Origin of the sequence: Sphingomonas sp., assembly GCF_051962185.1 — a bacterium.
Lineage (GTDB): Bacteria > Pseudomonadota > Alphaproteobacteria > Sphingomonadales > Sphingomonadaceae > Sphingomonas.
The window spans coordinates 15095-26942 of record NZ_JBQCCN010000124.1; the positions used below are offsets into that span (position 1 = coordinate 15095).

Below are 11848 nucleotides of genomic sequence, written 5' to 3' on the forward strand. Positions count from 1 at the left end.
GGCGCGGGGCAAGCGGTGCGATTTTCTTGACTCTTCGGCCGCCATTGCCCTAAGCGCCCACGCTTCCCATCTTGGTGTTTTGCTGAAGGAAAGCGTTTCATGGCGCGCGTCACCGTCGAGGATTGCGTCGACAAGGTTTCCAACCGTTTCGATCTGGTGTTGTTCGCGGCCCAGCGCGCCCGCCAGATCTCGGGCGGCGCCGAACTCACGATCGATCGCGATCGCGATAAAAACCCGGTCGTCGCGCTGCGCGAGATCGCCGAGGAGACAGTGCATCCCGACCATCTGCAGGACGCGGTGATCAGCGGCATGCAGAAGGTCCAGGTCGACGACGACGACACGCCCGACGCGATCGGCTCGCTGTCGCAGTCGGCGGAGGCGCTGCGCCTCACCGCCGCCGCGCCGCCGCGCAACCAGAATCTGGGCGGCGATTACGACGGCTGAGGCCAGGGATTAGCGCAGTTAATCCCTGAAACAGCCGAAGCCTCGGCTGGCGGGCAAGGCCCGTCCGACGTCGCGGCTTCGCCGCGGCGGCTTGCCCGAAGAGACAGAGAAGGCCCACGGAGCGATCCGCGGGCCTTTGTCTATTCCAGCGTCCGCGTTCCTGCAATTACATCGCTCGGCACACCGCCGCCACCCAGCCGGCCGGTCGTCTCAACTGCACGACTGCCCACGCATATTAATTTTTGCCAATCTTCGTTTTGACGCACATCCGCAAACGAACTGTCACCGACCGTTCATAGCGGCAGCCTCGCGCCGTTGGGGTGCGGGGAAACCATTTCATGATCAATTCTGCCATGCTGCGCTCGGCGAGTGCGGTCGCGCTCGCTCTCTCGTCGACTGTCACGGCGGCGCATGCCGATACCATTGCGGCCCCAGCCGCCTCGGATACCGCTCCCAACGCACCGGCGGCCATTACCGCGACCACGCCGGCGGCCGACGACGGCCAGCGCAAGGGCGAGCCGATCACCGACATCGCCGAAGGCTCGGACATCGTCGTCACCGCGACCAAGGCCAATGAGATCGCGCCGGTCACCGCATCGCTCGAAGCGCGCCAGCCCCAGGCGATCGTCAGCCGCTCGCTGATCGAGGATTCGCTGCCCGCGACCGCCGATTTCGACCAGATCGCGCTGATCACCCCCAGCGTTTCCAACACCGGCGGCAACAACGGCATCGGCCTGTCCGAATCCAAGGCGCAGATCCGCGGCTTCCAGGACGGCGAATACAACATCACCTATGACGGCGTGCCGTTCGGAGACACCAACGACCCGACGCATCATTCGACCACCTTCTTCCCGTCGAACACGATCGAGACGCTGATCGTCGATCGCGGCCCCGGCAATGCCAGCCAGCTCGGCCAGGCGACCTTCGGCGGCAACATCAACCTGTTCAGCCGGGCCGCGCGCGACGATTTCGGCGGCCAGCTCAAGGCAGCCTATGGCAGCTTCAACACCTATCTCGCGCGCGGCTTGCTCGACACCGGCACGATCGATGCGCTCGGCGGCACGAAGTTCGTCTTCACCGGCCAATATGCCCACACCGATGGTGCGCTAAGCCTGGAAAAATATCGCAATTACAATATCTTCGGCAAAGCCGTCATTCCACTGTCGCCCGACGTGACGCTGACCCTGATCGGCACCTACAACAACAACCGCTTCAACCAGCCCGACAATGACGGGTCCACGCTCTATCAGCAGCAGCTGTTCGGCAGATATTTCAGCCTGAACAAGGATCCTAAAACGCCGCAATATTATGGCTACAACCACACCAACAAGGTGACCGACTTCGAGATCGTGAAGCTCGAAGCGCAGCTGGCGCCGAACAGCGTCTTCGAGAATCGGATGTACACCTATTATTACGACAACGAGACCTTGTCGGCCAACGACGTCACGTTGCCGCCCGGTACGGTCGTGTCGACGACCAACGCCGCCGGCACCAAGGTGTTCGGCGACAATCCCGGCTATACGAAGACCAATAAATATCGCGTGTTCGGCGACATCGCGAAGGTGAAGCTGCAGCTTGCGTCGTTCGCGACGATGACCGCCGGCGTGCTGATCGAGTGGAACAATACCTATCGCCAGCAGACCGACGTCGACCTGACCACAGGCGGATTCAATTATATCGAAAAGAAGGTGACCAACCCGGCCACCGGCGCCGTTACCCCCGCCTATGTGAAGTTCGACCAGAACAGCAACGGCCGCAACGACAACGAATTCGTCGAACTCGAGCTGCGCCCGCTGCCCGGGCTGTCGATCACCCCCGGGTTCAAGCATGTCGACTATGGCCGCACGATTCGCGCGCTCTACAACCAGAAGACGCGGTACGCGCAGAACGTCAGCAGCGACTATTCCGCCAATCTGCCGTTCCTGCAGGCGAATTGGCAGCTGACGCCGCAATTCTCCGTCTACGGCGAGTTCGCCAAAGGCTTTCTGGCACCCCCGCTCAGCGCGATCTATGTCGACAATCCCGCCCGGTCCAACCTGGTGCCGGAAAAGTCGACCAATTATCAGGCGGGCTTCGTCTACCATGGCCAGAAGCTCTCGATCGACGCCGACGTCTATTCGATCGACTTCGCCAACAAGTTCCAGAGCAAGAAGGACCCGGTTTACGGCACGATCTTCTACAATGCCGGCGGCGCACTGTATCAGGGTATCGAAGGACAGGTCACGTACGCGCTGACCGATGGCGTCGCCCTGTTCGCCAACGCCTCGCGCAATCGCGCGATCGACAAGGTCACCCGGCTACAGGTCGCCAACGCGCCCTATATGACCGCGGCGGGCGGCGTGGTGGTGAAGCGCGGCCCGGTCCGTTTTTCGGTCATCGACAAATTTACCGGCCCGCAATACGCCAACGACGCGGCCAGTGCGAACGATCCGCTCTACGCGCCCTATCGAATCGCGGCCTACAATTCGGCGACCCTCGCCGCGAGCTACGAGATCGGCAAGCTGCGGCTGGGCGTCCAGGTTTCCAATCTGTTCAACTCGCAACGCGTGACCAACATCACGTCGAACGGCACCGACATCAAATATGTCGGCCTGGCCGACCCCCACAATGTCGACCAATATTATTACCAGCCGCCACGAGCGATCACCGGCGACCTCACCTTCTCGTTCTGATGATGATCGCGCGTCCTCTTCCCCTGTTCGCCATCGCGTTGACGGTCGGCTCGATCGCGGCGGGGGCGCCCGCGCGCGACGGCGGCGTGTCGCTTCTGTCGACCGCCGACCTCGATCCCCAAGCCGTGCTCCCCCCGCCTCCGGCGCCGGGGAGCACGCAGGCGGTGGCCGAGCTCGCCGAGCTCCACGCGATGGAACGGCGTCGCAGCGCAGCCGACATCGCGGCGGCCGAATTCGATGGTCGGACCAAGAACCCGGCGATCTTCGCCGCGCTGCTCGGGCCGAAGTTCGACCTCGACAAATTGCCCGCGACCAAGCGCCTGTTCGACATGGTCCGCGCGACCGAGAAGCAGGTGGTCGATCACGGCAAGGACGAGTTCAGGCGCCCGCGTCCCTGGATCGTCGATCCCGCGCTGGCAAGCTGTTCCAAGAAGAGCGAGCCGCTGTCGAGCTATCCCAGCGGCCATACCTCGATGGCCTTCTCGATGGCCGGTGTGCTCGCGCGCTTGGCGCCGGACAAGGCGGGCCCGATCCTGGCCCGTGCCGCGCGCTATGGCGAGAGCCGGATCGTCTGCGAACAGCATTTCCGCAGCGACGTCACGGCGGGCGAGGCGCTCGGCCTGCTGATCGCAGAGCGGTTGATGGCGAAGCCCGATTTCCACGCCGCGTTCGATGCGGCCCGCGGCGAACTCGCCGCCGCCGGATTGATCGCGGCTGCCTGACCACGGGGTCTGCCCGGTCGCGCCATCTCGCGTCGTGCGCCGGCGATCGGCACGACGACTGCCGTCGCTCACACATTGGGATTTTTCAATCTACCTGCGCGCCCCGGCGATGTTAACGAACATTGGGATAGGGGTGGAAGCGCGCGACGACCGATGCGATCGTCGGGGCCGGTAGCGACACCCCGGCGACAAGGACCGATACCGACGATGCGCATCCTCCTCGCCGAAGACGATGCCGAGACCGCCGCATTCATCGAGCATGCGCTGCGCGAGCTCGGTCATGGCGTCGTGCGCGCGGACAATGGCGAAGAAGCGCTCGATCGCGCCGCGAGCGCGACGGTCGACGTGATCGTGCTCGATCGCATGCTCCCCCGGATCGAGGGACTCGACGTGTTGCGACGATTGCGCGCGGCCGGGGTGCGGACGCCGGTGATGGTGCTGACCGCCAAGGGCGGCATCGCCGACCGCGTCGATGGGCTCGACGCCGGCGCCGACGACTATCTGGTCAAGCCGTTCGCGATGGCGGAACTCGTCGCCCGGCTCAACGCCCTGATGCGGCGCCCGCCGATCGACCACGTGGTGACGCGGCTGGCGATCGGCGGACTCGCCATCGACATCCTGCGGCGGGAGGTGTCGCGCGGCGGCCGGCCGATCCATTTGCAGCCGCGCGAATTCTCGCTGCTCGAAGTGCTGATGCGCCACGCCGGGCGCATCGTCACCCGGACGACGTTCCTGGAGGAGGTATGGGGATTCCATTTCGACCCCCAGACCAACATCGTCGAAAGCCATTTGAGCCGGCTGCGCTCCAAATTGCGCGACGGGTTTGCCGAGGACCCGATCGAGACGGTGCGCGGCGCCGGCTATCGCATTCGCGCCGATGGTTAGCTTTCGTGCGAGCGCGGCGTATCGCATCGCCTTTACCTATGCCGCGGCATTCGCGGCGGCGATCCTGTTGCTGGGCGTCGCGGTCTATTTCGCCGCCGACGCCGAATTCCGCCACCAGCGCGACCAGGCCTTGTCTGAGGAAGTCGCCGACCTCGCCGGCGAAGGCGACGGCGCCGAGCTAATCCGCGAGATCGCCGAGCGCGAGACCGGTCGCGCCACCGACGCCTTCGGCTACGCCTTGTTCGACCGCGCCGGCAAGCGCATCGCCGGCGCGCTCGACACGCCGCGGCCGCCGCTGGGGTTCAGCGAGATCACCTTCATCGACCCGATCGAGGGCCCCGACGTCGCGCGCGCCGAGGCGGTCGACCTGGCGCGTGGCGATCGGCTGGTGGTCGCCGCCGATTCCGAAGCGATCGAGGCGATCGACGCCACCATCCTGTGGCTGTTCGGCGGCGCCTTCGCGGTCGTGCTGGCGGTCGGCATCATCGGGGCGCTGCTGCTCGGCCAGTATCTGCGCCGCCGCCTGGGCGCGATCGAGACGACCGCCAACGCGATCGTCGCCGGCGACTTCGGGCGGCGCATGCCGGTGGGGCGCGATCGCGACGAATTCGATTCCGCGGCGCTTGCGCTCAACGCCATGCTCGATCGCATCGCCGGGCTGATGGACAGCCTGCGCCAGGTGTCGAGCGACGTCGCGCACGACCTCCGCACGCCGCTGCTCCGGCTACGCGGCCAGCTCGACCAGGTCGGCCGGGTCGAGGGCGCGGCGCAACGCGCGATCGAACTCGGCGACGAGCTGATCAAATTGTTCGGCTCGATCCTGCGCATCGCCGAGGTCGAGGGCGGCGGGCTCGAGCAGGGCTTCACGCGGATCGACCTGTCGGCGCTGGTCGAGGATGTCGGCGACGGCTTCCTGCCCGCGCTGACCGACAGCGGCCGCACGCTGGACTGGCAATTGCAACCCGGCATCCTCGTGCTCGGCGACCGCGAACTGATCGCGCAGGCGATCGCCAATCTGCTCGACAATGCCCGCGTCCATACGCCCGTCGGCACCACGGTCAGGCTCACGCTCGACGTCGGCGCTCGCTGGGTGCGGCTGTCGGTCGCCGATAATGGCCCAGGCGTCCCCGATGCCGAGCGCGACGCAATCCTGCGCCGCTTCTATCGCGGCGAGGCGAGCCGCACGACGCCAGGCAACGGGCTCGGCCTCAGCCTGGTCGCGGCGGTAGCGGCGGCGCACGGCGGCGAGGTCGCGATAGAGGATGCGGAGCCGGGGCTGCGAGTGACGATCGTGCTGCCGAAGGCGTCGTGACGCGACAGGCTGGAGAAAAGCCCGCCGCTCGTTGACGGGCAAGCAAAAGGGCCGGCGATCCTTCGCCGCCCCCCTTCGATCGCCCGTGACCGGCTCAGCGCCGAACGTCGGTCAGCACGCCTTCCTCGTACATCTTGGCCAGGGCTTTCCTGGGCACGGCCAGATGCTCCGTGGCGTAATAGGCTTCGTCCGACGTCCGTCCGGCGGCCATGTCGCGGTCGACGCCGCGCGAATCGTTGTAATAGCCCTTGGCCAGTTCGACCTCGACTTCGGCGCCGCTGACCTTCACCACCCGCATCGCGCTGTACATGACGGGTGCCTCGGGCTTGCTGCTGATCCGGGCGAGATCCACCTCGTACACGTCGCCGACTTGCGGCGCCGCGATCTCGCTGCGATTGGCCGCGCTGCCGGCGGCGGCGGCGACCGAGCCGGTGGCGATCAGCGCGCCGATACCGCCCAGGCCGAACAGCCAACCCATCCGGTCGAACTTGGGAATTGCCTGGGTCGCTTCCGGCGAATTGTGATCGCCCTCTTCGGCGCCGTGCGCTGCGCCGCAATTTCCGCAGATCATATAGGGCGTGCGGTCGGTGACCCAGCGGAACAGCCAATAAACGTGGCGGACCCGGTACGCGAGCATCTTGGTGAACCAGCTGTCCTTGCCGCACGCGGTGCAATGCCGCAGCCCGCCGGGCCCGACTTCGGCGAGCGCGCCGCGTGAGCCCCATGAAATGAAGAACATGAAAACCCCCTGCCTGGTCGCCAAGCCCCCTCGGCGAATCCGTAGGGCAATCCTGCCGCAATCGCCCGGCCGGTCAAGTGTCGCGTCGTTCGGCGGCGGGACAGCGGGTCATGGCCGGATCGGATCGCTCAACACGTGCTGCGCGCGATGGATGCGCTGCGGTCGCTGAAGCGGGGAAGAGAGCCGCTATTGCGCCGCGGCAAAGCCGCGTCGTGGGTCGGGCCTTCGGCCCGCCGGCCGGAGCCGCGCTGAGCGCGGGATAGCTTTGCTATCCCGCTGCGCGGCCCTTGAACCCCTGCGCCACCACGAACCATTCGACCGAGCCCTTGCGGCTCGACGGCGGCTTGGCGTGCTTCACCGTCGCGAAATTGCGCTTCATCTCAGCGACCAAAGCCGAATCGGCACCGCCTGCGAACACTTTCGACACGAACGTGCCGCCCGGCTTCAGCACGTCGATCGCGAACGCCAGCGCGGTCTCGACCAGCGCCATCGTCCGCAACGCGTCGGTCTGCGGATGGCCGACGGTGTTCGCCGCCATGTCGGAAAGGACGAGGTCGGGCGCGCCGCCCAGTTGCTCGATGAGCAGCGCGGGCGCGGCATCGTCCATGAAATCCATCTGCAGGATGGTGACGCCGTCGATCGGGTCGACCGGCAACAGATCGATGCCGACGATCGCCGCCTTGGGCACCTGCCGCCGCACCACCTGGCTCCAGCCGCCCGGCGCGATGCCGAGGTCGACGACGCGGGTCGCGCCCTTGAGCAGCCCGAACTTCTCGTCGAGCTCGATCAACTTGTACGCCGCGCGGCTGCGATAGCCTTCCGCCTTGGCGCGCTTGACGTAAGGATCGTTCAATTGCCGTTCGAGCCAGCGCGTCGATTGCGCCGTCCGGTTGCGCGCGGTGCGCACGCGGGTCCTGCCGCCGCTCCCGCCCCTCATGGCCGGGCGGCTCCCATCAGGCGGCGCAGGATGCCTTCGCGGATGCCGCGATCGGCGACACCGAGCCGTTCGGCCGGCCACAGGTCGAGGATCGATTCGAGGATCGCGCAGCCGGCGACCACGAGGTCGGCGCGCTCGTTGCCGATGCACGGAAAGCGCGACCGCTCGCTGACCGACAGGCTCGACAATTCGGTCGAGATGCGGCGCATCGATTCGGTCGGCACGATCAGCCCGTCGACCTTGGCGCGGTCGTAATGGTCGAGCTCGAGGAACACGCTGGCCAGCGTCGTCACCGTCCCGCTGGTGCCGAGCAGGCGCGGCGCGGCGAGCGACGATGGCAGCCGCGCGGCGAAGGCGGCGAAGCTCTCGGTCGCCAGCGCGCGCATCCGGTCATAGGCCGCCGCGCGTGCCTCGGCCGTGTCCCCGCCGCCGGCATGTTCGGTCAGCGACACCACGCCCCAGCGCGCCGAATGCCAGTCGATCACGCGCGGATGCTCGCCATCGGCCTCGATCAGCACCAATTCGGTCGAGCCGCCGCCGATATCGAAAACCAGCGCGGGGCCGTCGCCCGGTTCCATCAGCGCGTGGCAGCCGAGCACCGCCAGCCGCGCTTCCTCGCCGGGCGAGATGATGTCGAGCCGGATGCCGGTCTCGCGATAGGCGCGCTCGATGAATTCGGCGCCGTTGGCCGCCTGGCGGCACGCCTCGGTCGCGACCGATCGCGCGACCAGCACGTTCCTGCGCTTGAGCTTGTCGGCGCAGACCTTGAGCGCGGCGATAGTGCGGTCGATCGCGGCATCGGACAGCCGCCCGCTCGACGCCAGCCCCTCGCCCAGCCGGACGATCCGCGAAAAGGCGTCGACCACCGCGAAGCCATTGCCTTGCGGTCGCGCGATCAGCAGGCGGCAATTGTTGGTGCCGAGATCCAGCGCGGCGTAATGCGGCGCATCGCCCCACCTTTTGGCTGGGCTGCGGGCCGGACGGGCGACGGGCTGGCCCCGGGGGGCGGCGCGCTGCCGGTGCGGCATGTTGGCGGGAACGTCCCCCATTGCCGTCGAAGTCTCTTATGCTCTTGCGGCCCGGCCCATAGCCCTCCGCTGCTTGGCGCCGAATCTACCCGAACTCGCGCGGGGCGACAAGCGACCGCCCGGGACGGTAGGAGCGGAGCGATCGGCACCGCCTTGGTGCCAGCCTACGGACATGCCCGGGCACCACTCCAGCTTGACCCTTGACCCCGCCAACGTCGCCGCATAGAGGCGACCGCCTGTTGCCCCGTCGTCTAAAGGTAAGACTACGGACTCTGACTCCGTCAATTGAGGTTCGAATCCTCACGGGGCATCCAGAAAATCAAATGAAATCTTGGAAGCTTGACGTCGGACAACCCGGGCGGCCCAGCGAAAGCGCGTCCGCCGCGCGATTGGCCCGACCCAATCCCGCTGGTGACCTTTCCGCCGGGCGGCCTCTATCGCGACGAGATGTTTGAGCGCTTCGAACGCGACAGGCGGCGCTGGTACATCGGATTTACCGGCAGTAGCCTGTCGAGCGTCCTGGTCACGGTCGAGGCGGGTATGGGAATATCGCTCCTGCCCCTTCCGACCGCGCAGGACCGCGACGTACGCATCCACGGGCCGTTGGGCCAAGAACCGTCGATGTCGGTCTCGCTCTATGCCTGGGAGGGAGTCGATCGTATCGCCCGGCTGGTCGCCGACATGATCGCGCTGCTGGCCGAACGACGCGCCACGCTATGATCCACGGCGTCTCGCACGGCGGTCGCGGCGTCGCTACGACCCGTAGGCGAACGCTCCCTCGGTATGGCTGGGATTGGCGCCCGCTTCCGAATCAGCGACCAGCGCTTCGATGACCGCCGGCGTCCGCCAAGGCTTGCGGTCGGGCAGGTCGGTCTTGTCGTCTTGGTCGCTCATGATCGCTCCTTGCAGAATGGTGTCACAGCGCGCCGAGGTCCGGCGTCGGCTGATGAGTCATGGGATTGTCGAGAAAGTGGATCAGCGAGTAGTTCTGCACCAGGCTGGCGCTGCCGCCTGCGGCCAGGGTGAAATCGCTCGCGCTCCAGGCATAGCCGCTGTCGGCATGGACCAGGATCGACAGGTCGGCGTTACCGTCGCCGTCGGTATCGCCATCTACATGCCAGACCCCGCCGACCAGCGAGACACGCACCTCGCCGGCGTGGCCGTCGAATGCGCCGCTGCCGATGAAATTCGATAGACCGATGGCGCTCAGGTCGATCTTGTCGCCAGCGGCATAGTCGAAGATCACATCGGTGGCCGCGGCGGTCGAATCGCTCACGTTGGTGTAGACGAAGGTGTCATTGCCCTCGCAACCGTAGAGCTGGTCGGCACCGCCGCCACCGATGATGTGATCGTCGCCGGCATTGGCCCAGATCAGGTCGCTGAGCGCGCCGCCCTTGAGCGTGTCGTTGCCCGAGCCCGAATAGACCTTGAAGTGGCCGTCGGTTTCGGCCGAGCCGTTGAAGGTCAGCGTCTCGCCGGCAACCAGGCGCTTGGCCTGGATCGTCATCGTATCGCCCGCGGCGACATTGGCGTTATCCATCGTCAGATCGTACGAGTAGAAGCCGGCGCCGCCCGCGCCGAACCGGGTATCGGCGGCGCTGGCGAGCAGGATCAGGTCGATATGGGCCATCTGCCCGGCGCCGAAGGTGACTGCCGCCGCGCCGCTGTAATCGCCCTGTAGCCTGAGCTGGTTCGACCCGCCCTGGCCGTCGACCGTGTCGCTGGCGCCGAATCGGCCGTTGTCGCCGAAATAGAAATAATCGTCCTTCTGGCCGCCGATCAGGTGGTCGACCCCCAGCCCGCCGGTGATGTTGAATGAACCGTCCGTCTCGGCCGAGCCGTCGAAGGTCAGATTTTCCCCGGCTCGAAGCGTGTTAGCCTGGACGTAGAAGAGCTGCCCGGCTGCGACGTTGGCGTCGACCGTCGTGATGTTGTAGCTGTAATGATTGGCGCCCGTATCGCCGAAGCGAGTATCGCTGCCCGGGAGCAGCACCATCATCTCGACTCCGGTCATGCTGTTCTGGCCGAGCGTCAATCCACCCGAATAATCGCCTTGCAGCCCGATCTGATCGAGCGTGCCCGCGCCGCCGTCGACCTGATCCTGCGCGTCGAACGCCGCACCGAAATAGAAGCCGTCGTTACCGTCGCCGCCCGCCGCATGATCGTGCCCGCCGGCGTTCAGCATGATGACGTCGGTATGCGAGGTGCCGGTGATGGTGTCGTCACCCGCAGTGCCCAGCGCACGCACGGTCGAGTTCGGACTGCCCTGGACCGTGATCGTGACCGTCGCCGTATTGCCGCCCGCCAGCGTGTAGGTGAAACTGTCGATCGCGGTCGAATTGCTCGCGCCGGTCGCGCCCGACAGCGTGTCGAATGCATGGTTGGGATCGTAATCGTAGGTACCGTCCGCCCGGACCGTCAGCAACGCGCCCGAACCGAGCACGATCTGCGTTCCGACATTTCCCGCCACCCCGTTGACCGCGCCGACCTGCAGCGCTGGACCATCGGGATCATGGTCATTGCCGAACAGCGTGGCGTTGGCAATCTGGCTGTTGGCCACCACCGCGCCGGTATCGGCGACCGCGACCGCGGCATCGTCGATCGCCGTGATCGCGATCGTGCCGGTCGTGGCGTTGCCGGCGCCATGACTATCGCTGATCGTCACGGTGAGCGACGCCGATGCCGGCGGCGTATCGGTATCCGCGAGATAGTTCACGACGCTGGTCGGGTCGCTGCCGAACAGCGCGCCGAGCTGACCCAGCGTGCCCGTCACCGTTACGCTGCCGCTGTCGTTGCCCGAGATGGCGACGGCGCTGGTACCCGCATCGAGGTGCAGCTTGCCGTAGCCGGTGGTCAGCGTCACCGTCTCCGTGGTGGCGCCGCCGTCCACGTCGCCGAGAACGATCTTGCCCTTCAGATCGAGCGCAACCTGCTCGGTCGCGTTCAGGCCGCCGCCGATCGAAGCGGTCGGCGCGTCGTTCTGGCCGGTGATGTTGAAGGTGACGCTGCTGGTCGATGTTTGTCCCTGGGCGTCGGCGATCGTGTAGCTGAACACGTCGCTCGCCGCCTGACCCAAGGGTAGCGCCTCGGCGGCCGCCTTGTTCGGGGT

Annotated in this window: 11 protein-coding genes and 1 tRNA gene; 7 read left to right on the forward strand and 5 right to left on the reverse strand. The window is 66.5% G+C overall.

All coding sequences use genetic code 11. The features are described from left to right. The first annotated feature begins 99 nt into the window (after positions 1-99). The 5 genes from rpoZ to ACTHJR_RS07070 all read left to right on the forward strand — a co-directional run bounded on the left by rpoZ (position 100) and on the right by ACTHJR_RS07070 (position 6035). Positions 100-444 (forward strand): DNA-directed RNA polymerase subunit omega, encoded by a 345-nt coding sequence (rpoZ, locus tag ACTHJR_RS07050; RefSeq protein ID WP_440522417.1) that lies wholly within the window; start codon positions 100-102, stop codon positions 442-444. Positions 445-782: 338 nt separating this feature from the next. Further along, positions 783-3116, forward strand: a complete 2334-nt coding sequence (locus ACTHJR_RS07055) for a TonB-dependent receptor (protein ID WP_440522418.1) — start codon at positions 783-785, stop codon at positions 3114-3116. Further along, a complete protein-coding gene (locus ACTHJR_RS07060; protein ID WP_440522419.1) occupies positions 3116-3838 on the forward strand; it encodes a phosphatase PAP2 family protein in 723 nt (240 codons plus the stop codon). Before ACTHJR_RS07055 ends, ACTHJR_RS07060 begins: the two co-directional genes overlap by 1 nt. Positions 3839-4045: 207 nt before the next feature. Next, positions 4046-4723 carry a response regulator transcription factor gene (locus tag ACTHJR_RS07065; protein ID WP_440522420.1) on the forward strand — a complete coding sequence of 226 codons (678 nt, stop codon included), beginning with the start codon at positions 4046-4048 and terminating at the stop codon, positions 4721-4723. Next, complete coding sequence (locus ACTHJR_RS07070) at positions 4716-6035, forward strand: ATP-binding protein (protein ID WP_440522421.1); 1320 nt, start codon at positions 4716-4718, stop codon at positions 6033-6035. Before ACTHJR_RS07065 ends, ACTHJR_RS07070 begins: the two co-directional genes overlap by 8 nt. 94 nt (positions 6036-6129) lie before the next feature. Here ACTHJR_RS07070 and ACTHJR_RS07075 read toward each other — a convergent pair whose 3' ends face one another. The 3 genes from ACTHJR_RS07075 to ACTHJR_RS07085 form a co-directional block, all read right to left on the reverse strand. Then, positions 6130-6774, reverse strand: coding sequence for a hypothetical protein (locus ACTHJR_RS07075; protein ID WP_440522422.1), 645 nt, complete (start codon positions 6772-6774; stop codon positions 6130-6132). A gap of 268 nt (positions 6775-7042) precedes the next feature. Then, positions 7043-7711, reverse strand: a complete 669-nt coding sequence (locus ACTHJR_RS07080) for an RlmE family RNA methyltransferase (RefSeq protein WP_440522423.1) — start codon at positions 7709-7711, stop codon at positions 7043-7045. Beyond that, on the reverse strand, positions 7708-8760 hold the full coding sequence (locus tag ACTHJR_RS07085; protein WP_440522424.1) for a Ppx/GppA phosphatase family protein: 1053 nt from the start codon (positions 8758-8760) through the stop codon (positions 7708-7710). Before ACTHJR_RS07085 ends, ACTHJR_RS07080 begins: the two co-directional genes overlap by 4 nt. Positions 8761-8979: 219 nt before the next feature. Here ACTHJR_RS07085 and ACTHJR_RS07090 point away from each other — a divergent pair. Together ACTHJR_RS07090 and ACTHJR_RS07095 are read left to right on the forward strand one after the other, a co-directional pair. Continuing rightward, positions 8980-9053 (forward strand) — tRNA-Gln (locus tag ACTHJR_RS07090). 97 nt (positions 9054-9150) lie between these two features. Then, complete coding sequence (locus tag ACTHJR_RS07095) at positions 9151-9459, forward strand: LysR substrate-binding domain-containing protein (protein WP_440522425.1); 309 nt, start codon at positions 9151-9153, stop codon at positions 9457-9459. A 33-nt stretch (positions 9460-9492) separates the two neighbouring features. Here the strand turns inward: ACTHJR_RS07095 and ACTHJR_RS07100 are convergent, their stop codons facing one another. Both ACTHJR_RS07100 and ACTHJR_RS07105 read right to left on the reverse strand, forming a co-directional pair. After that, entirely contained in the window at positions 9493-9633 is a 141-nt protein-coding gene (locus tag ACTHJR_RS07100) for a hypothetical protein (protein ID WP_440522426.1), read from the reverse strand. 22 nt (positions 9634-9655) lie between these two features. After that, positions 9656-11848: Ig-like domain-containing protein (locus ACTHJR_RS07105; RefSeq protein WP_440522427.1), on the reverse strand; the 2193-nt coding region annotated here is incomplete at its 5' end.

Coding starts and splice junctions, on each gene's coding strand:
- ACTHJR_RS07075 (WP_440522422.1), bottom strand. CDS start 6,774: ATGTTCTTCATTTCATGGGGCTCACGCGGCGCGCTCGCCGAAGTCGGG.
- ACTHJR_RS07080 (WP_440522423.1), bottom strand. CDS start 7,711: ATGAGGGGCGGGAGCGGCGGCAGGACCCGCGTGCGCACCGCGCGCAAC.
- ACTHJR_RS07085 (WP_440522424.1), bottom strand. CDS start 8,760: ATGGGGGACGTTCCCGCCAACATGCCGCACCGGCAGCGCGCCGCCCCC.
- rpoZ (WP_440522417.1), top strand. CDS start 100: ATGGCGCGCGTCACCGTCGAGGATTGCGTCGACAAGGTTTCCAACCGT.
- ACTHJR_RS07070 (WP_440522421.1), top strand. CDS start 4,716: ATGGTTAGCTTTCGTGCGAGCGCGGCGTATCGCATCGCCTTTACCTAT.
- ACTHJR_RS07065 (WP_440522420.1), top strand. CDS start 4,046: ATGCGCATCCTCCTCGCCGAAGACGATGCCGAGACCGCCGCATTCATC.
- ACTHJR_RS07060 (WP_440522419.1), top strand. CDS start 3,116: ATGATGATCGCGCGTCCTCTTCCCCTGTTCGCCATCGCGTTGACGGTC.
- ACTHJR_RS07055 (WP_440522418.1), top strand. CDS start 783: ATGATCAATTCTGCCATGCTGCGCTCGGCGAGTGCGGTCGCGCTCGCT.
- ACTHJR_RS07100 (WP_440522426.1), bottom strand. CDS start 9,633: ATGAGCGACCAAGACGACAAGACCGACCTGCCCGACCGCAAGCCTTGG.